22 protein-coding genes and 1 pseudogene are annotated in these 20414 nt (G+C 69.2%); 8 read left to right on the top strand and 15 right to left on the bottom strand.

Features of this window, described 5'->3' with window-relative positions:
* Positions 1–300 precede the first annotated feature (300 nt).
* The 7 genes and pseudogenes from BN3385_RS29420 to ftsH all read right to left on the bottom strand — a co-directional run.
* Positions 301–786 (bottom strand): annotated as a pseudogene (locus BN3385_RS29420) (DUF6779 domain-containing protein); the annotation flags it as partial.
* Between the two features lie 66 nt (positions 787–852).
* Positions 853–1329 carry a DUF3180 domain-containing protein gene (locus BN3385_RS09655; protein ID WP_059016580.1) on the bottom strand — a complete coding sequence of 159 codons (477 nt, stop codon included), beginning with the start codon at positions 1327–1329 and terminating at the stop codon, positions 853–855.
* Positions 1329–1862, bottom strand: a complete 534-nt coding sequence (folK, locus tag BN3385_RS09650) for a 2-amino-4-hydroxy-6-hydroxymethyldihydropteridine diphosphokinase (protein WP_059016579.1) — start codon at positions 1860–1862, stop codon at positions 1329–1331. The genes BN3385_RS09655 and folK overlap by 1 nt, the downstream gene beginning before the upstream one ends.
* Positions 1859–2260, bottom strand: a complete 402-nt coding sequence (gene folB / locus BN3385_RS09645; RefSeq protein WP_059021764.1) for a dihydroneopterin aldolase — start codon at positions 2258–2260, stop codon at positions 1859–1861. Before folB ends, folK begins: the two co-directional genes overlap by 4 nt.
* On the bottom strand, positions 2253–3056 hold the full coding sequence (gene folP, locus BN3385_RS09640; RefSeq protein ID WP_059016578.1) for a dihydropteroate synthase: 804 nt from the start codon (positions 3054–3056) through the stop codon (positions 2253–2255). Before folP ends, folB begins: the two co-directional genes overlap by 8 nt.
* A 20-nt stretch (positions 3057–3076) precedes the next feature.
* Positions 3077–3679, bottom strand: coding sequence for a GTP cyclohydrolase I FolE (folE, locus tag BN3385_RS09635; RefSeq protein ID WP_059016577.1), 603 nt, complete (start codon positions 3677–3679; stop codon positions 3077–3079).
* A gap of 19 nt (positions 3680–3698) precedes the next feature.
* Entirely contained in the window at positions 3699–5993 is a 2295-nt protein-coding gene (gene ftsH, locus BN3385_RS09630) for an ATP-dependent zinc metalloprotease FtsH (RefSeq protein WP_059016576.1), read from the bottom strand.
* 175 nt (positions 5994–6168) lie between these two features.
* Between ftsH and BN3385_RS09625 the strand changes: the two genes are divergently transcribed.
* Together BN3385_RS09625 and BN3385_RS09620 are read left to right on the top strand one after the other, a co-directional pair.
* Positions 6169–7134, top strand: a complete 966-nt coding sequence (locus tag BN3385_RS09625) for an alpha/beta fold hydrolase (RefSeq protein WP_059016575.1) — start codon at positions 6169–6171, stop codon at positions 7132–7134.
* 3 nt (positions 7135–7137) lie between these two features.
* Complete coding sequence (locus BN3385_RS09620; protein ID WP_059016574.1) at positions 7138–8313, top strand: LLM class flavin-dependent oxidoreductase; 1176 nt, start codon at positions 7138–7140, stop codon at positions 8311–8313.
* Here BN3385_RS09620 and BN3385_RS09615 read toward each other — a convergent pair.
* Positions 8310–9098: an MBL fold metallo-hydrolase gene (locus tag BN3385_RS09615; protein WP_059016573.1), complete on the bottom strand. Its 789-nt coding sequence runs from the start codon at positions 9096–9098 to the stop codon at positions 8310–8312. The genes BN3385_RS09620 and BN3385_RS09615 overlap by 4 nt on opposite strands.
* 36 nt (positions 9099–9134) lie before the next feature.
* Here BN3385_RS09615 and BN3385_RS09610 point away from each other — a divergent pair, with 36 nt between their 5' ends.
* Positions 9135–9851: an SIMPL domain-containing protein gene (locus BN3385_RS09610; RefSeq protein WP_059016572.1), complete on the top strand. Its 717-nt coding sequence runs from the start codon at positions 9135–9137 to the stop codon at positions 9849–9851.
* 7 nt (positions 9852–9858) lie between these two features.
* Here BN3385_RS09610 and hpt read toward each other — a convergent pair whose 3' ends face one another.
* Genes hpt through dacB form a run of 4 tightly spaced genes read right to left on the bottom strand, consistent with a single transcriptional unit; the run spans position 9859 to position 13843 of the window.
* On the bottom strand, positions 9859–10461 hold the full coding sequence (gene hpt / locus BN3385_RS09605; protein WP_059016571.1) for a hypoxanthine phosphoribosyltransferase: 603 nt from the start codon (positions 10459–10461) through the stop codon (positions 9859–9861).
* Positions 10462–11424: a tRNA lysidine(34) synthetase TilS gene (gene tilS / locus BN3385_RS09600; RefSeq protein WP_059016570.1), complete on the bottom strand. Its 963-nt coding sequence runs from the start codon at positions 11422–11424 to the stop codon at positions 10462–10464. It abuts the gene before it with no gap.
* Entirely contained in the window at positions 11403–12464 is a 1062-nt protein-coding gene (locus BN3385_RS09595) for an Rv3626c family coenzyme F420 biosynthesis-associated protein (protein ID WP_059021762.1), read from the bottom strand. Before BN3385_RS09595 ends, tilS begins: the two co-directional genes overlap by 22 nt.
* Positions 12461–13843 (bottom strand): D-alanyl-D-alanine carboxypeptidase/D-alanyl-D-alanine endopeptidase, encoded by a 1383-nt coding sequence (gene dacB / locus BN3385_RS09590; protein WP_059016569.1) that lies wholly within the window; start codon positions 13841–13843, stop codon positions 12461–12463. The genes BN3385_RS09595 and dacB overlap by 4 nt, the downstream gene beginning before the upstream one ends.
* Positions 13844–14002: 159 nt before the next feature.
* Here dacB and BN3385_RS09585 point away from each other — a divergent pair, with 159 nt between their 5' ends.
* The 5 genes from BN3385_RS09585 to BN3385_RS09565 all read left to right on the top strand — a co-directional run bounded on the left by BN3385_RS09585 (position 14003) and on the right by BN3385_RS09565 (position 18368).
* Positions 14003–14491, top strand: coding sequence for an inorganic diphosphatase (locus tag BN3385_RS09585; protein WP_059016568.1), 489 nt, complete (start codon positions 14003–14005; stop codon positions 14489–14491).
* 106 nt (positions 14492–14597) lie between these two features.
* Positions 14598–15134: a 2-oxo-4-hydroxy-4-carboxy-5-ureidoimidazoline decarboxylase gene (locus BN3385_RS09580; protein ID WP_059016567.1), complete on the top strand. Its 537-nt coding sequence runs from the start codon at positions 14598–14600 to the stop codon at positions 15132–15134.
* Between the two features lie 46 nt (positions 15135–15180).
* A complete protein-coding gene (alc, locus tag BN3385_RS09575) occupies positions 15181–16200 on the top strand; it encodes an allantoicase (RefSeq protein ID WP_059016566.1) in 1020 nt (339 codons plus the stop codon).
* Positions 16201–16211: 11 nt separating this feature from the next.
* Entirely contained in the window at positions 16212–17174 is a 963-nt protein-coding gene (locus BN3385_RS09570) for an alpha/beta hydrolase (RefSeq protein WP_059021759.1), read from the top strand.
* A 51-nt stretch (positions 17175–17225) separates the two neighbouring features.
* Positions 17226–18368, top strand: a complete 1143-nt coding sequence (locus tag BN3385_RS09565) for a serine hydrolase domain-containing protein (RefSeq protein ID WP_059016565.1) — start codon at positions 17226–17228, stop codon at positions 18366–18368.
* Positions 18369–18371: 3 nt separating this feature from the next.
* On the opposite strand, the gene BN3385_RS09560 is transcribed toward BN3385_RS09565, so the two are convergent.
* From BN3385_RS09560 to BN3385_RS09550, 3 genes are all read right to left on the bottom strand, one after another.
* Entirely contained in the window at positions 18372–18743 is a 372-nt protein-coding gene (locus BN3385_RS09560; RefSeq protein ID WP_059016564.1) for a SpoIIAA family protein, read from the bottom strand.
* A gap of 42 nt (positions 18744–18785) precedes the next feature.
* On the bottom strand, positions 18786–19196 hold the full coding sequence (locus BN3385_RS09555) for a hypothetical protein (protein ID WP_059016563.1): 411 nt from the start codon (positions 19194–19196) through the stop codon (positions 18786–18788).
* Between the two features lie 65 nt (positions 19197–19261).
* On the bottom strand, positions 19262–20230 hold the full coding sequence (locus BN3385_RS09550; RefSeq protein WP_059016562.1) for a TerC family protein: 969 nt from the start codon (positions 20228–20230) through the stop codon (positions 19262–19264).
* Between the last annotated feature and the right edge of the window lie 184 nt (positions 20231–20414).

Raw genomic sequence — 20414 nt, 5'->3', positions numbered from 1 at the left:
CCCGGGGCGCCCGGCGGCAGCCACTGACCCTCGGCAGGCGCCGGCTGCCACTCGGAAGCTTGGGCCACCGGAACGGGTTCGGGTGCGGGTTCGGGCCGGGGCGGTTCCGGCTGGGCCGCAGGCGCGGGCATGGGAATGGGGCTGCTGGGGCGGGGGCGCCTGCGGAACCAGCGGCTCTTCGGGGACGTCGATGATCGGGTTCTCCGCGGTGCGGCTCGCGGTGTCCTCCGCGGTGACCGGGGTGATGCGGCTGCTCTGCACCCGGCCGGGGGTGGGCGGCATGGTGGTGGTGTCCCGCGTCCAGTCGCCGTAGCCGGCCGCCGCCCGGTCACCTTCCAGCGCGGGACGGTCACCGAGGTCGGCGTCGAACAGGATCTCCAGGTTCGCGCGCAGGGCCGACAGTTCTGCCCGCAGCGCGGCGACCTCGTCGGCCGCCTGGGCCCGCAACTCGGCGGCCAGCTCGCGACGCAGGTGCGACTCGACGCTGAGTTCGTATTCGCGGCGTGCGGAGATCTCCCGGTCCAGTTGCAGGTCGTAGACCAGCTTCAGGTCACGGGCGCGGGCGGCGTCCACATCGCTTTGCCGCCGATAGATCACCGAGACGAAAGCAGCGACCACGGCTGCCCACAGCGACAGCACGACCGCCAGCTTCAGCAGCTCGACGCGATTGGTGAACACCAATGCGGAACTGGCAACGATGGCCAGGACCAGCAACGTCGTCAAGAGCAGCCAACCCGGCCTGCGGCCGCCGCGCCGATTACGGCCGCCGCGGGACAGAACGGTCATGGGCTGACTGTACCCGCGCGATGTCCGTGCACGTGTCCTCAAGCTGCGGCGATTCGCCGCGGCGCGTCACTCCGGCGCGGAATCGGCGCCGTCGGCGGGATCGCCCGGCGAGGTACAACAATGCTCGAGCCACAGCGCGGCGACGACCAGCGCCAGGGCACTGACGGCAGCCACCACCGCGCCCGGGGTGTCCTCCCCTGCCACCCGCAGTTCGGCGCGGCGCGGCAGCAGGTAGATGACGACGCCGATCCACCACCCCGCGACCAGCGCACCCACCCAAGCCGAGGCTTTGGCGATCACCACGCTGCGGGCCACGGCCAGCGGGTGCAACCGGCCGGCGCCGACCCCGATCTGCCCGTCGCGGATCCGGCTGCGCACCGAAACCCCCCAGGCCGCCTCGCCGACGGCGACGGCCAGCAGCGACAGTCCGGTCCACAGCGTGATCGGCGGGAAGTAGCGGTACAGCACGTGCACCAGCAGGTAGGACAGGACCGCTACCGCGACGACCGCCGCCAGCAGGTCGCGTCTGCGGGTGAGCCCCATCAGGCGCCCGACTCGGGCGGCAGTTCGAGGATCAGGTCGGTCAGCCGGACACCGTCACGTTCAACCGGGTCGAGTTCACCCAGGAGCCGGTCGACCGGGCGACGCTCACCGGCCACGGTCAGCGTGGCGTCGGGGTCGACCGCCAGCCACGGAATCAGCACGAACGCCCGCAGGTGGGCCATCGCGTGAGGCAGCGTCAGCCCCTCGTCGAGGGAGAAGATCTCGGTGTCGCCGTCGTAGCAGCTGACCAGATCGACGTCGAGTGTCCGCGGTCCCCACTTCTGTTCGCGGACACGCTCGTTGGCTGCCTCCAGCGCCTGCGCCTTGCGCAGCCAGCCGTGGCCGTCGAGGTCGGGATCCTCGGCGACGACGATCGCGTTGAGGAACGGGCCCTGCTCGACACCACCCCAGGCGTCGGTCTCGTAGACCGGGGACAGGGCGCGCACGGCTGGGCCGAGGCCGTCGACGGCGGCCTGCAGCCGCGCCATCCGGTCACCGAGATTGGATCCGATCGACAGCACCACCCGGGTCATGTCGCCTCTCCTGCCGGCACGATCTGGCCGCGCCCGCCGCGCCGGGACCGGCGGGCAACAACGGCAACATCCTTGAACGACAACGGAATCGGGGCATCCGGCTTGTGCAGCACCACCTCGACGGCGTGCACCCGCTCATCGGTCATCACGTCCTCGGCGATCTCGGCGGCGACCGTCTCGATCAGGTTGCGGGCCGGGCCGCCGACGACGGCGGCCGCCCGCTGGGCCAGCACGCCGTAGTCGAAGGTGTCGGCCAGGTCGTCGCTGGCGGCTGCGGCAGCCAGGTCGATCCACACGGTGATGTCGACGACGAAGTCCTGGCCGTCGCGTCGCTCATGGTCGAACACCCCGTGGTTGCCGCGAACGGTCAACCCGCGCAACTCGATTCGGTCAGCCACCAGCACCCTCCCAGGCGTTGAGGACGGCGAGCGCATCCACGCTCGCACGGACGTCGTGCACCCGGACACCCCACGCGCCGTGCATCGCGGCCAGCGCGGAGATGACCGCGGTGGCGGTCTCCCTGCCGTCCGGTGGCCGCGGCGTGCCGTCGGAATCGGCAAGCAGGGTGCCGAGGAAACGCTTGCGCGAGGCGCCGACGAGGACCGGGATCCCGGTGGCGACGAACTCCGGCAGCGCGTGCAACAGCGCCCAATTGTGCTGAGCCGTCTTGGCGAAACCGAGACCCGGGTCGATGATCAGGTTGGCCGCATCGACACCGGCGGTGACGGCGGCGTCCACACTGGCCAGCAGTTCGTCGCGCACCTCCGCCACCACATCGCGATAGTCGGGCACCTCGTGCGGCTGCTCGGCGCCGACCGACCGCCAGTGCATCAGGATCCAGGGCACATTCGCCCCGGCGAGCACCTGCGCCATCCCCGGGTCGGCCCGGCCGCCGGAGACGTCGTTGACGATGCTGGCGCCGTTGTCCAGCGCGGCGGCCGCGACAGCGGCGTGCATGGTGTCGATGCTGACGGTGATGCCTTGGGCGGCAAGCCCTTTAACGACCGGGATCACCCTGGCCGTCTCGACGGCGGCATCGATGCGCACGGCACCGGGACGGGTGGACTCGCCGCCGACGTCGACGATGGCCGCACCCTGGGCCGCCAACCGGATGCCGTGCTCGACGGCACGGCCGGGATCCAGATAGCGTCCGCCGTCGGAGAAGGAGTCATCGGTGACGTTGACGACCCCCATCACCCGGGGAGGGAATCTGTTCACTTTCGCAGGATGAGTTCCAGCGCCTCGGCTCGGGATGCCTTGTCGGTCTTGAACTGTCCGCGGACCGCCGAGGTGGTGGTGCTGGCGCCGGGCTTGCGGACCCCGCGCATCGCCATGCACAGATGCTCGGCCTCCATCACCACGATCACGCCACGCGGCTTGAGCTTGCGCATCACCGCGTCGGCGACCTGGGAGGTGAGCCGCTCCTGCACCTGCGGGCGTTTGGCGTACAGGTCGACAACGCGGGCCAGCTTGGACAGGCCGGTGACCCGGCCGTCCTCACCCGGGATGTAGCCGACATGCGCGACCCCGTGGAACGACACCAGGTGGTGTTCACAGGTCGAGTACATCGGGATGTCCTTGACCAGCACCAGCTCGTCGTGCTGCTCGTCGAAGGTGGTCTCCAGCACCGCATCCGGGTCGGTGTAGAGACCGGCGAACATCTCCCGGAAGGCCCGGGCCACCCGGGCGGGGGTGTCCACCAGACCGTGCCGGTCGGGGTCCTCTCCGACCGCGAGGAGCAGTTCACGCACTGCCGCCTCGGCACGTTCCTGGTCAAAAACCGGCGTCTCGAGAGAGATCGAGGTCGGCTGCGCCATCGGAGCTCCGTTTCGTCAATCAACCATTCGCCGGCGGAGTGGGCCGGCTGCCGTCATCACCGGCGTCGTCCTGCGGGGCCGGACCGGGCCCGGCGTGGCTGGGCGCGGGGTAGGGCGGGTAGGGCTGCCCCTGCTGCTGCTGCGGCGGCGGGCCCCATCCGGGCGGCGGCGGATACCAGTAGCCGGCACCACCCTGCTGAGCCGGCGGCGGCCAGCCGGGGGCGTGCCAGCCGGCGGGTGCGCCGTAGTCGGGCTGGTTGCCGGCCGGCGCGGCGGGCTGCGCATGGTGCGCGCCGTTGCCGTTTCCGCCGTTGGTCTGCTGCGCCTGGGCCGCGGCCGAGGCCTGGGCGATGGCCTTCTTGAATGCCGGCTCGGGCATCGGCTTGGGCCACGGCTCACCGCGCTCGATGGCCAGCTCGCCGGGGGTCTTGATCGGCGGCTTGTCCGACGGGATGCGGCCACCGAAGTCGTCGAACACCGTCAGCCGCGGCCGCTTCTTCACGTCACCGAAGATCGCTTCCAGCTCCTTGCGGTGCAGCGTCTCCTTCTCCAGCAGCTCACCGGCGAGCACGTCGAGCACGTCGCGGTACTCGGTGAGGATGGCCCACGCCTCGGTGTGCGCGGCCTCAATGAGCTTGCGCACCTCGTCGTCGATGATCTGCGCGACCTCGTGGCTGTAGTCAGACTGGGTGCCCATGCTGCGGCCCAGGAACGGATCGCCGTGCTCGGTGCCGTACTTGACCGCACCCAGCTTGGCGCTCATGCCGTACTCGGTCACCATCGCGCGGGCGATCTTGGTGGCCTGCTCGATATCGGAGGACGCACCCGTGGTGGGCTCGCGGAAGACCAGTTCCTCCGCGGCGCGACCACCCATGGCGAACACCAGCCGGGCGATCATCTCCGACCGGGTCATCAGACCCTTGTCGTCCTCAGGAACCGAGACGGCGTGGCCGCCGGTGCGGCCGCGGGCCAGGATGGTGACCTTGTAGATCGGCTCGATGTCGGGCATCGCCCAGGCCGCCAGGGTGTGTCCGCCCTCGTGGTAGGCGGTGATCTTCTTCTCCAGCTCGGAGATGACCTTGCCCTTGCGGCGCGGACCGCCGATCACCCGGTCGACGGCCTCTTCCAGCGCCGCACCGGTGATGACGGTGCCGTTCTCGCGGGCGGTCAGCAACGCGGCCTCGTTGATCACGTTGGCCAGGTCGGCGCCGGACATGCCGACGGTGCGCTTAGCCAACCCGTCGAGGTCGGCGTCGGGAGCCATCGGCTTGCCCTGCGAGTGCACCCGCAGCACGGCCTTGCGACCGGCCAGGTCAGGGCTGGTCACCGGGATCTGGCGATCGAAGCGGCCGGGCCGCAGTAGCGCGGGGTCGAGGATGTCGGGCCGGTTGGTGGCCGCGATCAGGATGACGCCCTGGCGGTCTCCGAAGCCGTCCATCTCGACGAGCAGCTGGTTGAGGGTCTGCTCGCGCTCGTCGTGACCGCCGCCCAGGCCGGCGCCGCGCTGGCGGCCGACGGCGTCGATCTCGTCGACGAAGATGATGCACGGGCTGTTCTGCTTGGCCTGTTCGAACAGGTCGCGCACCCGGGAGGCGCCGACGCCGACGAACATCTCGACGAAGTCCGATCCGGAAATCGTGAAGAACGGAACGCCGGCCTCACCGGCGACGGCACGGGCCAGCAGGGTCTTGCCGGTGCCGGGCGGGCCGTAGAGCAGCACGCCCTTGGGGATCTTGGCGCCAAGGGCCTGGTAGCGCGACGGGTTCTGCAGGAAGTCCTTGATCTCGTAGAGCTCTTCGACGGCCTCGTCGACACCGGCCACGTCGGCGAACGTGGTCTTGGGCATGTCCTTGGACAGCTGTTTGGCGCGCGACTTGCCGAAGCCGAAGCCCATCCGGCCGCCGGTCTGCATCCGGGAGAACAGCACGAACAGGCCGACCAGCAGCAGCAGCGGCAGCATGTAGATCAGCAGCGAGCCCAGGATGCTGCCCTGGTTGACCACGGTGTTGGTCTTGACGTTCTTGGCGCTCAGGGCATTGAACAGATCGACGCCGTACCCGGTCGGGTACTTGGTGATGACCTTGTTGGAGTCTTCGGTGTCGCTGTTGCCGTTCTTGAGCTCCAGACGCAGCTGCTGTTCACGGTCGTCGATCTGGGCGCTCTTGACGTTGTCACCGTTGATCTGAGCCATCGCCACCGAGGTGTCGACGGGCTTGAAGCCACGGGTGTCGTCACTGAAATAGAAGAACGACCAGCCGAGCAGCAACACGACGGCCACCACCGTCAGTGTGCGGATCACGTTTTTGCGATTCATCTACATCGGCCGTATTCGGCCAGGTCCTTCCGATATGCGCAGCTGGGATAGTTCAGGCTACCGCTACACCAACGTCGGGAAGTGCCCTGGCGGTTTCCGTTACGGAATGGTTCTGGTTCACCTGAGGGCGAACAGGCCCCTTCCGGCGGAGTGCGAGCTGTGCTTGGCTACCACCGTGGCCGCCCCGACCGAACGGTTAGTTGACGTCAACGGTGTGCGGCTGCGGGTACTCGAGGCCGGTGACCGGGGTGCCCCGGTGGTGGTGCTGACCCACGGTTTCCCCGAGCTGGCGTACTCCTGGCGCCACCAGATCCCGGTGCTGGCCGAAGCCGGCTACCACGTGCTGGCCCCCGATCAGCGCGGCTACGGCGGGTCCTCGCGCCCCGAGGAGATCGAGGCCTACGACATCACCGCGCTGACCGGGGACGTGGTCGGCCTGCTCGACGACGTGGGGGCGCAGCGGGCCGCCGTCGTCGGCCACGACTTCGGTGCGGTGGTGGCCTGGAACATGCCGCTGCTGCATCCCGACCGGGTGGCGGCGGTCGCTGGGCTGGCGGTTCCGCCGATCCCCCGGCCGCTGACTCCACCGACCGAAGCCTTCCGCCGGATCTTCGGTGACCACTTCTTCTACATCCTCTACTTCCAGGAACCCGGCCCCGCCGACGCCGAACTGGCCAAGGACCCGGCGCGCACGATGCGGGTGCTGCTGGGCGGGATGCGCACCCCCCGCAGCGAGGAGGCCGCGCAGCGGATGCTGACTCCGGGTCCCGACGGTTTCCTGGACAGACTGGCCCAGCCGGAGCAGTTGCCGGACTGGCTGTCGGCCGACGAGGTGGGGCACTACGCGGCCGAATTCGGCCGCACCGGGTTCACCGGGGCGTTGAACTGGTATCGCTGCTTCGACCGCAACTGGCACATCCTGGGCAGCCCGGTCGCCGACACCATCAGTGTCCCGGCATTGTTCGTCGGGGGCACCGACGATCCCACGCTCGGCTTCACCCGCACCGACCGCGCCACCGAGGTGGTCACCGGTCCCTACCGGCAGGTGCTGCTCGACGGCGCCGGGCACTGGATTCAGCAGGAGCGGGCCGCCGAGGTCAATCGTGAACTTCTGGCTTTCCTATCCGGATTGGAGTGGTGACCCATGCGACCCCTCAATTTCGGCGTGTTCGTCACGCCATTTCATCCTGTCGGCCAATCCCCCACCGTCGCACTGGAATACGACCTGGACCGCACGGTGGCACTGGACCGGCTCGGCTACGACGAGGTCTGGTTCGGCGAGCACCACTCCGGTGGCTACGAACTGATCGCCTGCCCGGAGGTGTTCATCGCCGCGGCCGCCGAACGCACCAAGCACATCCGGCTGGGTACCGGTGTGGTGTCACTGCCCTACCACCATCCGCTGATGGTCGCCGACCGCTGGGTGCTGCTGGACCACCTGACGCGGGGCCGGGTGATGTTCGGGGCCGGTCCGGGCGCGCTGCCGTCGGACGCCTACATGATGGGGATCGATCCGGTCGAGCAGCGGCAGATGATGCACGAGTCGCTGGAAGCCATCCTGGCCCTGTTCCGGGCCGGGCCCGAGGAGCGGATCAACCGGCACTGCGACTGGTTCACCCTGCGCGACGCCCAACTGCACATCCGGCCCTACACCTGGCCGTACCCGGAGATCTCCACGGCGGCAATGGTGTCGCCGTCCGGCCCCCGGCTGGCCGGCACGCTGGGCACATCGCTGTTGTCCCTGTCGATGTCGGTGCCCGGCGGTTTCGCCGCCCTGGAAGACGCCTGGCGGATCGTGGCCGACAAGGCCGCCGAGGCCGGCCGGGCCGAACCCGACCGGACCAACTGGCGGGTGCTGGGCATCGTGCACCTGGCCGACACCCGTGAGCAGGCCATCGAGGACTGCACGTACGGGCTCAAGGACTTCGCGAACTACTTCGGGGCGGCCGGGTTCGTCCCGCTGTCCAACGACGTCGACGAGGCCACCCCGTCGCCGCGGGAGTTCGTCGCCGACTATGCCGCCCAAGGCAATTGCTGTATCGGCACCCCTGATGACGCGATCGCCTACATCAGCGATCTGCTGGAGCGGTCCGGCGGTTTCGGTACGTTCCTGATGCTCGGCCACGACTGGGCCAACCCGCAGGCCACCTACCACTCCTATGAGTTGTTCGCCCGAAAGGTCATCCCGCACTTCAAAGGTCAGCTCCGCGCCGGCGAGGCATCGCATGAGTGGGCCAGGGATATGCGCGACAATCTGTTCGGCCGGGCCGGTGAGGCGATCATGAAAGCCATCGGCGAACACACCAGCGGGCCGGTCTAGACCTCGGTGGCCACACCTGGCCTCAGCCAGCGGATGCGGTCAGCCACCTCGGAGTTCGACAGGGTCTGGCGCAGAACGCTTTCCGGCTCACGGAAGTGGGTCCACCCCTCGTAGTGCACGGGGACGGCCACAGTGGGCCGCATCAGCCGGATCAGCTCGACGGCCTCGTCGGCGGTCATCGTGAACCGCACCGGCCCGGTGAACCAGAACCGCACACCACCGAGATGCAGCAGGGCCACCTCGACGGGAAACCGTTGCGCCACTTCGCGCAGACCGTCGAAGAGCACACTGTCGCCGGACATCCACAGCGCGGCGGCATCGTCGCCGTCCCGATGCAGGGCGAACCCGATCACCTTGCCGGCGATCGGCCTGCTGAACTTCGGGCCGTGCCGGGCCGGAGTTGCGGTGACGGTCAAAGACTTTCGCCCCGGAGCGCTCAGCGTGGTGGACTCCCAGTTCTGCAGGCCTCGCACGTCGTCCCCGACGGCCGACAGCCGGCGGGCACCGGGAGCGGTGGTGATCACCGTGGTGGCCCGGCCCAGCAGAGCGCGGCCGGCGTCGTCGAGATTGTCGGCATGGTGGTCGTGACTGACCAGCACGGCGTCGACCGGAAGGACCTCATCCGGGGATTCGGCCGGGCCGGCCACCTTGTGGGAGGAGGTACCCCAGCCGAACTTGTAGAGCCGACCCGGCGGGTCGAAAGTCGGGTCGGTGAGGATGCGCCAGCCGTCGAGTTCGATCAGCGTCGTGGGACCACCGAGGTGGGTCAGCCGGGGCGCAGACATGCCAAGACTGTAGTGCTGCACGCTACGGTGGCAGGCATGCCGATCGCCCGACGTCGACTTCTTGTTGCCGCAGCAGGTGTGACTGCCGTGGTGCTCAGCGGCTGCGACGCCGCCAGTACCGCGCCGGCACCCAACAATCCGCGCCAGGTCACCGTCGTCGGCAACGGCCAGGTCAAGGGCGTCCCGGACACCCTGACCGCTGATGTCAGCATCGAGGCCAGTGCGCCGGACGTGACCACGGCGACCAACCAGACCAACGACCGGCAGAAGTCCGTTCTCAATGCGCTCAATGCCAGCGGCATCGACGCCAAGGACATCAGCACCACCGGAGTCAGCCTGCAACCGCAGTACGGCACCGATGGTTCGACGATCTCGGGTTATCGGGCCAGCAACTCGATCCAGATCACCATCCGCAAGCTCGATACCGCCTCGCAGGTGCTGGCCAATGTGATCAGCGCCGGCGGTGATGCCACCCGGATCAATTCGGTGAGCTACTCGATCGAGGACGACTCGAAACTGGTCAGTGATGCCCGCGCCCGGGCGTTCAACGATGCCAAGGAGCGGGCTGCGCAGTACGCCGAGTTGTCCGGGCTGTCGCTGGGCAAGATCCTGCTGATCAGTGAGTCACCGGGCAGCGAGCCCCCGCCGCCGCCGACGCCGATGCCGCGCGGGGCGATGGCTTCCGATGTGCCGCTGCAGCCGGGCGAGCAGACGGTCGGCTTCTCGGTGACGGCGGTCTGGGAACTCGACTAGCCGGGGGTCAGGGCTCGTAGACCCGGGGGTCCAGCGTCCCGATATAGGGCAGGTCGCGGTAGCGCTCGGCGTAGTCCAGGCCATAACCGACCACGAACTCGTTGGGGATGTCGAAGCCGACATAGGCGATGTCGACGTCGGCACGCACCGCCTCGGGCTTGCGCAGCAGCGTGCACACCCGCAGCGACCGGGGATGCCGGGTCGCCAGGTTGCGCAGCAGCCAGGACAGCGTCAGCCCGGAGTCGACGATGTCCTCGACGATGAGCACGTCGCGATCGTGGATGTCGCGGTCGAGGTCCTTGAGGATGCGCACCACGCCGGATGACGACGTCGAGGATCCGTACGAACTGACCGCCATGAACTCCAGCTGGGTGGGCAGCGGGATCGCCCGCGCCAGGTCGGTGACGAACATCACCGCACCCTTGAGCACGGTGACCAGCAGCAGGTCCTGGCCGTTCAGGTCCTCGTAGTCCTTGGCGACCAGAGCCGCCAATTCCCCCGTTCGGGCCTGAATCTGGTCTTGGGACAACAGGACCGATTTGATGTCCCCGGGGTACAGGTCGTGCACCGACACGCCCACACTGTGCCATGCCCGGGCCCCGACGACCAATTACACCGGCCGCGAGTACAGCACCAATCTGCCGTCGCGGCGGCCCGCGAACAGTCTCTGGTGCCGCAGATCCGAGCCGACGGCCGCTCCGCCCTGGCCGTGCCACCCGGTGACCAGCGCGTCGACCGCCCGGATCTGCTTGTCGCTCAGACCGCTGGCGCCCCCGCGCAGCAGCCACTCGCGCACGACCCGGCGGCGCACCGCCGTCGCCAGCCCGGTCAGCTCGGCGATGGCCAGCCCGTCACCGTCGGTCGCCCGGGCCAGCGCCTCGGCGGCCAGCGCGTCGAGCGCCTCGGTGTCCTCGCGCAGCGAGGCGGCCGTACGGGCCAGGGCCTCGGCCACCCCGCCGCCCAGCACATCCTCGAGCAGCGGCAGCACCTCGGCGCGCAGCCGCACCCGGGTGAACCGCGCGTCGTGGTTGTGCGGGTCGTCCCACGGGGTGCGGCCGAGTTCGGCGCAGGCGGCGTGGGTGAGGGTGCGGCGCTCACCGAGCAGCGGGCGGTACCAGGGCGGGTCAGCGGCCCGCATCCCGGCGATCGACCGGGCGCCGGACCCGCGCCCCAGGCCCAGCAGCACGGTCTCGGCCTGATCGTCGAGGGTGTGCCCGAGTAGCACCGGCGCGCCGGACCGCGCCTGGTCCAGGGCGGCGTAGCGGGCCGTGCGGGCGGCAGCCTCCGGGCCGCCCTCGGCGCCGACCTGGACCGTCAGCACCCGGGCGTCGACACAACCGAGGTCGAGGGCCTGACGGCGGGCGGTATCGGCCACCTCGGCGGACCCGGGCTGCAGGCCGTGGTCGACGATCAGTGCGGTGGTGGGCAGCACCACCGCGGCGGCGGCCGTCAGGGCCAGCGAGTCGGGGCCGCCGGACAGCGCCACGCACCAGGCCTCGGCGCCGGGCAGCTGATCCGTCGCAAACCTGGCCAGGGTGGCCCGCAGCCGGGCTACAGCACCCGGTCGATCCACCGCTGCGGGTCCTCGATCTCGTCGGGCAGCGGCAGGGTGTCAGGACCCGACCAGATGGTGTTGAACCGGTCCATGCCGACCTTGGTCACCACGTGGTCGACGAACGCCTTGCCGCGGGTGTACTGGCTCATCTTGGCGTCCAGGCCGAGCAGCGCCCGCAGCAGTCGCTGCAGCGGCGGCTGGTGGCGTTGGCGGCGTTGGTCGAAACGATGCCGGATGGTCTGCACCGACGGCACGACTGCCGGGCCGACGGCGTCCATCACGTGATCGGCGTGGCCCTCGAGCAGGGTGCCCAGCACCAGCAGCTGGTCCATCGCCGCGCGCTGCGGTTCGGACTGCACCGCCCGCATGAACCCGAGGATGCCGTCGTTGTTGGGGTCGGGCTGCCTGGCCGGTGAGCGGCGGTCCTTGACGAAGTCGGCGAGCCGGGCCACCACGGTGGCGACATCGTCGCCGGCATCCGACGTCAGCACCCCGAGTGCACGCGACATATGTTGTGCCAGCCAGGGATTCGCGCTGAACTGGACGCGGTGGGTGACCTCGTGCAGGCAGACCCAGAGCCGGAAGTCCGACGGTGACACCCGCAGCTGGCGCTCGACGGCGATGACGTTGGGGTAGACCAGCAGCAGCTGCCCGCCGGCCTGGGCGCCGACCGCGAACGGGTCGAACTGCCCGAGGATGCCGGAGGACACGAACGCCAGGACCGCCCCCGTCTGGGCGCCGGTGATGCGGCCGGTGATCGGGTTCGACGCCTTCTCGGTGCCGCCGGTCATCACCCGCATCGATTCGGTGGCCGCGCGGATCCACTCCTCGCGGTCGACGACGCGGGCATCCGGGACGGCGGCGTCAGTGCCCAGATGGGTGACGTCGCGCACCGGGCCTTCGGCGGCGCGGGCGCAGGCGGCGAGTTCCTCGATCGCCTGACGGCGGGTGTAGTCGGTGGCGGGTGGCCCGGGCCGGGTCAGCCAGGCGCCGACGGTGCCGGCGAAGCCCCAGTCGACGGCGCGTCCGACGGTCAGATCGTCCGCGGTGCCGCTCATCCGCCGCACCCGCAGGTGCGCAGGGTGGCGGCCAGGGTGTCGATGGCCACCCGTCCCATCGGTCCGGCGTCATTGGAGATGAACGCGAAGGTCAGCACCCGGCCGCCGGCGTCGGTGACGATCCCGGCCAGCGAGTTGGTTCCCGTCAGCGAGCCGGTCTTGGCGCGCAGCCACCCGGCCGGTGAGGTGGTCGGGTCACCGCCGAGGAAACGGTCGGACAGGGTGCCACTGCCGCCGGCGATCGGCAGCAGGTCCACCAGTGGCCGCATCTGCGGGTGATCCTGACCGGCCGCCGCACCGACCACCTCATCGAGGGTGGTGGCGGTCAGCCGGTCCAGCACCGACAACCCGCTGGAGTCGACCAATGTCGCGCCCGTCATGTCGACTCCTGCCGACCGCAGCGCGCTGGTCACCGCGTCGACGGCGCCGGCGAAGCTCTGCGGACGGCCGGTGGCTTTGGCGACCTCGCGGCCGATGGTTTCGGCCATCACGTTGTCCGAGGCGTTCATCATCTGGCGCAGCCGCTCCATCAGCGGGGCGGACTGCACCGCGGCCAGCTGCCGTCCGGTCGGGGCGGTGGCGGCGAACGCGACGGTGGCCGGGTTGACGCCCAGCATCGACGCCAGCGCCCGGCCGGCGTCCAGGGCCGGTGTGGTGGAGCGGCGCGACTCGACCGTGGTGGGCTGGGTGCGGCCGGCGTCGACCATCACCGCCTGGATCGGCGCGATGTCACCGCCGTCGATATCGGCGGGATCCCAGCCCGGCGCGAAGTCCGGCCCGCTGAACAGCGATCCGTCGACCTGGACCGCGGTCACGTCGATCCCGCTCTTGCGGACCTGATCGGCCAGGTCGCTGATCCGGGCGGCACCCCGATACCAGGTGTCCTCGTCGGCCGGGGCCGCCGACAGCGTCGGGTCACCGCCGCCGACGAGCACCACCACACCGGGCTGGCGGGTCTGATCGGCGGCGACCACCGTGGTGGTGACCCGCTCGTCACGGTCCAGCGTCAGCAGCGCGGCACCGGCGGTGAGCACCTTGTTGGTCGACGCCGGCTGCATCGGCACTCCGGAGCGCTGCTCCCACAGCTGCTTACCGGTGCTGGCGTCGGTGATGCGGCCGGTGATGTTGCCGAGATTGGGGTCGGCCACCGGGGCGGCCAGCGCGGCGGTCAGCCCCGCCGGGGACGGGGTACCTGCGGAATCCGAGACCGGGACGACGGCCGGTTTGGCCGTGGCCGGCGGACGCGGCGCCGGGAGCTGGGCGTTACTGGTATCCCCGCCGGTGGCCACAGCCACGACCGCGACGACGACGGCGACCAGCGCGATGACCGCCGCGGCGACCAACGCGTGGGTGGAGCGCCGCCACCGCGCGGGATTCATGACTGTCCTGCCTGCATTGGTCTCATTGTGCCCAACCACCCTGTAACGCGGGGTGGCGGTGGCGTTAGGGTTAGGCGCCATCGCCGGGGCCGGCGGGCACGAGCGAAGCGACCCGGGAGCAGCTCGGGCGATCAGAACCAGCGGAAAAGGAGTCGCGAGGTGGAGTTCGACGTCACCATCGAGATCCCCAAGGGCCAGCGCAACAAGTACGAGGTGGACCACGAGACCGGCCGGGTCCGGCTGGACCGCTACCTCTACACCCCGATGGCCTACCCCGCCGACTACGGCTTCATCGAGGACACCCTCGGTGAGGACGGCGATCCGCTGGACGCCCTGGTGCTGCTGCCCCAGTCGGTGTTCCCCGGCGTGATCGTCGAGGCCCGCCCGGTCGGCATGTTCAAGATGGTCGACGAGGCCGGCGGCGACGACAAGGTGCTGTGCGTTCCCGCCGGTGACCCGCGCTGGGACCACATCCAGGACATCGGCGATGTGTCGTCGTTCGAACTCGAGGCCATCAAGCACTTCTTCGTGCACTACAAGGACCTTGAGCCGGGCAAGTTCGTCAAGACCGCCGATTTCGTGGGCCGGGCCGAGGCCGAGGCCGAGGTGGAGCGCTCCCGGGAGCGGTTCGCTGCCGAAGGCCACTGATAAAGCACTGATAAGGCACTGAGCTCCAGCAGCAACCCGGCCAGGATTTAGCCTGGCCGTAACATCCGGTAACCCGGTTGTGCTCTGGGTTTCCCATGATGACGGGGTGTTGTTGCATCAGGGCATCGGGCTGGACGCTTTCAACGAGCTTCCGGACCGTAAAGCCGTGCACGCCCTCTATGAGTGCTGCAACAGCGTGACGCTGGCCAGGGACCTGGCCAACGGGCGACCGTACGCCGACCACAATGCGCTGTTCCGCCGCGCCGATGCGCTGTTGTTCTCACTCTCGGAAACCTTGATCGACGACATCCTGCAGGCCTACCCGCACGTCGGGAGCCGGCCGCGCTCCACCAAGTCGCAGGCCGAGCAGTGCTCGGTGTGGGACGAGCGTCCCGAGGTGATGGCGGAGTTGCGCGCGGTGGTGCAGGAGTACACCGAGCGCTTCGGCTACGACTTCGTCATGCACGTCGGAGGTTTGGCCCCTGATTGCTGCGCGGAGTCGGTGATCAGCGTGGTCCGCGACCGGATGCACCACGATCCGGAAACCGAGCGCAAGGTGGTGCGCAACGAACTGGCGCGGATCAACCGCAGCCGCCTCGAGCGGATGCTGGGTCCCGAGGGCGGCTACGACAACTGGGGCTAGCCCCGCGTGGTCGGCCGAGATGTCGCCGGACACATAGGCTTGCGCGGTGACTGCCGCCGCCAACCCGCATTTCCTGTCATTCCCTGATCTGGCTGCCCGGCCCGCGGGCGGCTCGGTGGTGTGGGCCAATGACGACCTGTTCGCGGAGCGGGAGAACCTGATCAAACCGCAGCCCGCCGAGTTCCGGCCGGCCACCTTCGGGCACAAGGGCCAGATTTACGACGGGTGGGAGACGCGCCGCCGCCGGGGCGCCACCTCCGACGACTGCGATCAGGCCATCGTCCGACTGGGCGTGCCGGCCATCGTGCGCGGGGTGGTCGTCGACACCGCCTGGTTCACCGGCAACTACCCACCGCAGATCTCGGTGGAGGCCGCGTTCGTCGAGGGCTACCCCGACGTCGAGGAACTGCTGGACAAGACGCCGTGGACCACCATCGTGGAGCGCGCCGGCGTCAACGGTGACACCCGAAACCCGTTCAAGGTCAACTCATCTCGGCGCTGGACGCATGTGCGGCTGTCGATCTACCCGGACGGCGGGGTGGCACGGTTCCGGGTGCACGGCGAGGCACTGCCGGATCCGCGTTTCGCCACCGGTATGCCGCTGGATCTGGCGGCGCTGGAGAACGGCGGCCGGGTGACCGCGTGTTCCAATATGTTCTACAGCTCACCGAACAATCTGCTGTTGCCCGGCGTCGCCCGCACGATGGGTGAGGGCTGGGAGACCTCCCGGCGCCGGGACACCGGAAACGACTGGGTGCAGGTAAGACTCGCGGGTCAAGGCGTACTGACGGCTGCCGAACTGGACACCTCGTACTTCCTGGGCAATGCCCCCGGCCAGGGGCGGCTGATGGGACGCGACGGTGCCGGCGACTGGTTCGAGGTGCTCCCCGTTACGGACCTTCAGCCCGACACCCGGCACCGCTTCCTGCTCGACGGGCAGCAGCCGGTCACCGAGGCCCGTCTCGACATCTACCCCGACGGCGGGATGGCCCGGCTGCGGTTGTTCGGCCGGCTGACCGATGACGGTGTGCGCACGGTGCGTGAAAGGTGGGACGCCAGCGCCTAGGGTGGGCAGTCGTGGCCCTGTCGATGGATCCCCAAGTCCTCGGTTTCCTGCAACCCCTGATGGAAGCCGCCGCCCAGCTCGATCCGCCCGCGGTGGGTGATGTGGCCACCCGGCGCGAACGCGCGGTGCCGTTCTTCCAAGTCCTGGCGGCCGGGCGCCCGCCGGTCGACGGGATGCAGGCACACCACTACTCCGTCACCGCCGCCGACGGCACCGAGCTGCCGTTGACGTGGTACGTGCCCGACGCCGGGTTGCCCGGCAGTGCGGCGCTCTACCTGCACGGTGGCGGGATGATCTACGGCCTGGCCGAGACAGCTCCGGCCTATGACGCCGGGGTTCGCGGCTACGTCGCGGCCTCCGGGGTGCCGATGCTGGTGGTGGATTACCGTGTGGCGCCGGAACATCCGGGCCTGACCCCGGTCGAGGACTGCTATGCCGCCCTGTGCTGGCTGGCCGAGCATGCCGGCGAACTCGGTGTCGATCCGGCCCGGCTGGCCGTGGCCGGGGACAGTGCCGGCGGCGGGCTGGCCGCCGGTGTGAGCCTGCTGGCCCGTGACCGGGGAGGACCGGCGCTGGCCCTGCAGCTGCTGATCTATCCGATGCTCGACGACCGCACCACCATCCCGGACCCGGCCCTGCCGCCGGAGTTCCTGACGTGGACCTACGAGGACAACGTCACCGGCTGGGGTGCGCTGCTCGGGGATCTCGCCGGTGGCCACGACGTGTCGCCCTACACCGCACCCGCGCGGGCCGCCGACCTGTCCGGGCTGCCGCCGACCTATCTGGACACCGGCGATCTGGATATCTTCCGCGACGAGGATGTTCTTTACGCACAACGCCTTTCGGCAGCTGGTGTGTCCACGGAGCTGCATGTGCATGCCGGCTGCCCGCACGCCTTCGAAGCCCTGGCACCGGCGGCCGAGGTGTCCCAGCGGGTGATCGCCGACCGGGTGCGCCGGCTGCAGGCGCTGTAGAACCGGCAAAACCCCACACGGGGGCGGCCCGACGCAGGACGATGACTGTCCATGAGCGATGTGGTGTTCGGGGACAGTGACTCGCGGTTCCATCCGGTGTGCGCGGCGTTGGCCGAAGAAATCGGCACCGGTGAGGAACTGGGCGCCTCGATCGCCGTCGACATCGACGGCCAGACCGTGCTGGACATCTGGGGCGGCTGGGCTGATCAGTACCGGACCCGGCCCTGGGAGCGCGACACCATCGTCAACGTCTGGTCGTCGACCAAGACGGTGACCGCATTGGCGGCGCTGATGCTCATTGACCGCGGCTTGCTCGATCCCGACGCCCCGGTGGCGACCTACTGGCCCGAGTTCGCCGCCAACGGCAAGGACCGGGTGCTGGTGCGCCACCTGCTGTCGCACACCTCGGGAGTCTCCGGCTGGGAGCAACCGTTCACCCTCGACGACATGTACGACTGGGACAAGGCCACCTCGGCGCTGGCCGCCCAGGCGCCGTGGTGGGAACCCGGGGCCGGGTCGGGCTATCACGCCCAGAACCAGGGCCACCTGATCGGCGAAGTGGTACGGCGGGTCAGCGGTTCGACACTGAAGGACTTCGTGCGCGACGAGATCGCCGGCCCGTTGGGCGCCGATTTCTCCATCGGCGCAGCCGAATCCGAGGCCGGCCGGATCGCCGAGATCATCCCGCCGCCACCGCTGGAGTTGCCGCTGGACCTGCTGCCCGCCGAGCACCCGCTACGCAAGACCTTCCTCGGCCCGCCGCCGGAACCGCTGGCCGCCAACACCGCTGGGTGGCGCGCCGCCGACATGGGCGCGATCAACGGCCACGGAAACGCCCGCTCGCTGGCCCGCATCCTGTCCGCTATCTCGTTGGGCGGCACCGTCAATGGCGTCCAGTTGCTGCGACCGGAGACCATCGAGCGGATCTTCGAGGTGCAGGCCGACGGCGTCGACCACGTGCTGGCCGTCCCGCTGAAATGGGGTCTGGGTTTCGGACTGCCCAAGCCCGAAACCGTTCCGTTCCTGCCGGAGGAGAAGATCTGCTTCTGGGGCGGGTGGGGCGGATCGATGGTCATCATGAACCCCGACCGGCGCACCACCATCAGCTACGTGATGAACAAGATGGGCGCGGGCACACTGGGTTCGGAGCGGACCGCCCGCTACGCCCAGCTGATCTTCGCGGCGCTCGGCTGAGGGTCAGCCGGCCGCCCACTGCTTGGCCTGCTCGAGGTCGTCGAGCCCGAACACCGCACACTCGCCGGGCACCAGCCATGCCAGCGCGTGCAGGGTGTGTGCGATCCAGTCCTTGTCGGTCACGATGGCGATCCGCTTGAACGCCGCGTGATGGGGATAGACCGTGCCGAATCCGAGCTTGAGATCCTCCGCCAGACCGCCCGGGCCGAAGCCCTCGTAGTCGTGGTCGATGACCTCCACGATGCGGACGTCGTCGCCTCGCTCGAGCTGGCCGTCGAACACCGGCCGGAAATCCCGCAGTTCGGCCCCACTCAATCGGCCCGACACCCGGAAACCCGTCACCCCGGCGGGCATATCGGACAGTACTTCGATCATCGTTCGCCTCCTCCCTGCTTCCAGGGTAGGAGCCGAGAAGGGTCAGGCGGCCGAATTCCGCAGCCGGGTGTGGATGCGGCGCAGCGCGGCCTGGGCGTGCGGGCGCAGGTCTTCCTCGGGTGAGACCGGGATCAGGGTCACCCCGTCGGCCACCCCGGCGACGATCAGATCGGCGACCATCCCGGCCAGGCCGTCCAGCGTCCCCGCGTAGTGCACGGTGGACTCCCCGGCGTGACCGGAGATCGCGGTGAGCGCGGTGCGGGAGTCCTCGGCGACGGCGACGGCGACATCGAGCACCACCGGGACGTCGGCGGGCAGCCGGCGACGGCGGCGCTGCGCCTCCTGCAGGTTGGCTGCCCGCAGGCGCACCACGGGATGACCCCCCGCGGTCACTTCGGTCCACTCCCCGACCGCGTCGGTGATGAACACCCGCGGCTTCCGTGACTCCGGCATAGCCGCCACGCTAGGGGCGCCGGTCGGGCCCGCCAACGGTTGTATTCATCTGGACGCTAAAGGTGTCAGTTGGTGCGCGACACACGGGTCTTGATGAGGCTGGCCACCATCGTCAGGAACAGCGTCAGGATGATGACCGCCAGACTGAGCAGGGTCGGGATCTCCGGGACGTTGACGTGCTCACCGCCGTTGATGAACGGCAGGGTGTTCTCGTGCAGCGCGTGCAGCACCAGCTTGACGCCGATGAAGAACAGGATGAACGCCAGCCCCTGCGACAGGTACACCAGCCGGTTGAGCAGGTCACCGAGCAGGAAGTACAGCTGACGCAACCCCATCAGCGCGAACAGGTTGGCGGTGAACACCAGATACGGCTCGCTGGTCAGACCGTAGATCGCCGGGATCGAGTCCAGCGCGAACAGCAGGTCGGTGGTGCCCAGGGCCACGATGACCAGGAACATCGGGGTCATCAGGCGCTTGCCGCCGTCTTTGATGTAGAGCTTGAGGCCGTCCCACTTGTCGGTGGTGTTCAGGTAGGTCCGGGCGAAGCGGACCACCGCGTTCTCCGCGTCGTCCTCATGGTCGGTGTCGCGGACCAGCTTGATCGCGGTGAACACCAGGAACGCGCCGAAAATGTAGAAGATCCACGAAAACTGCTTGATCGCAACGGCTCCGAGTGCGATGAAGATTCCGCGGAACACCAGGGCCAGCACGATGCCGACGAGCAGCGCCTGCTGCTGGTAGACCTTGGGCACGTTGAAGCTGGCCATGATGATGATGAAGATGAACAGGTTGTCCACCGACAGGCTGTACTCGGTGAGCCAGCCCGCGAAGAACTCCAGCCCGAACTGGCTGCCGTGGAAGTTCCACACCCAGATGCCGAACGCGATGGCCAGACCTACGTAGAACGACAGATAGATCGCACACTCGCGCATCGTCGGCTCGTGCGGCCGCCGCGCGATGACGATCACGTCGAACAGCAGGATGGCCACGGTGACACCGATGGTGACCAGCCATTCAAGCTGAGAAACGTTCACTACAGACCTCCGGGCGTCACGAAACGTCCGAGGTCTCTTCCGCCGCATATCAGACGCGGCCCGCGGCACCGGACGGCCGACGACGGCCGTCGTGGTGACGACACCGCGACGAAGGAATACTCCCCTCGCCGAGCAGTCTGTCAGGTAGTTGCAGGACAGCACAAACCGAGCCGCGTCCGACGCT

This window comes from Mycobacterium sp. M26, from assembly GCF_001494595.1.
In the GTDB taxonomy this organism is placed as follows: domain Bacteria; phylum Actinomycetota; class Actinomycetes; order Mycobacteriales; family Mycobacteriaceae; genus Mycobacterium.
This window is presented reverse-complemented; position numbering and strand designations above follow the sequence as displayed.

What these genes read in the sequence shown, in the direction of transcription:
- BN3385_RS09620 (WP_059016574.1), top strand. Translation starts at nt 7,138, where the DNA reads ATGCGACCCCTCAATTTCGGCGTGTTCGTCACGCCATTTCATCCTGTC.
- folK (WP_059016579.1), bottom strand. Translation starts at nt 1,862, where the DNA reads ATGACCCGGGTGGTGCTGTCGATCGGATCCAATCTCGGTGACCGGATG.
- BN3385_RS09565 (WP_059016565.1), top strand. Translation starts at nt 17,226, where the DNA reads ATGAGCGATGTGGTGTTCGGGGACAGTGACTCGCGGTTCCATCCGGTG.
- folE (WP_059016577.1), bottom strand. Translation starts at nt 3,679, where the DNA reads ATGGCGCAGCCGACCTCGATCTCTCTCGAGACGCCGGTTTTTGACCAG.
- BN3385_RS09560 (WP_059016564.1), bottom strand. Translation starts at nt 18,743, where the DNA reads ATGATCGAAGTACTGTCCGATATGCCCGCCGGGGTGACGGGTTTCCGG.
- BN3385_RS09595 (WP_059021762.1), bottom strand. Translation starts at nt 12,464, where the DNA reads ATGAGCGGCACCGCGGACGATCTGACCGTCGGACGCGCCGTCGACTGG.
- BN3385_RS09610 (WP_059016572.1), top strand. Translation starts at nt 9,135, where the DNA reads ATGCCGATCGCCCGACGTCGACTTCTTGTTGCCGCAGCAGGTGTGACT.
- BN3385_RS09615 (WP_059016573.1), bottom strand. Translation starts at nt 9,098, where the DNA reads ATGTCTGCGCCCCGGCTGACCCACCTCGGTGGTCCCACGACGCTGATC.
- BN3385_RS09555 (WP_059016563.1), bottom strand. Translation starts at nt 19,196, where the DNA reads ATGCCGGAGTCACGGAAGCCGCGGGTGTTCATCACCGACGCGGTCGGG.
- ftsH (WP_059016576.1), bottom strand. Translation starts at nt 5,993, where the DNA reads ATGAATCGCAAAAACGTGATCCGCACACTGACGGTGGTGGCCGTCGTG.
- BN3385_RS09655 (WP_059016580.1), bottom strand. Translation starts at nt 1,329, where the DNA reads ATGGGGCTCACCCGCAGACGCGACCTGCTGGCGGCGGTCGTCGCGGTA.
- folP (WP_059016578.1), bottom strand. Translation starts at nt 3,056, where the DNA reads ATGGGGGTCGTCAACGTCACCGATGACTCCTTCTCCGACGGCGGACGC.
- dacB (WP_059016569.1), bottom strand. Translation starts at nt 13,843, where the DNA reads ATGAATCCCGCGCGGTGGCGGCGCTCCACCCACGCGTTGGTCGCCGCG.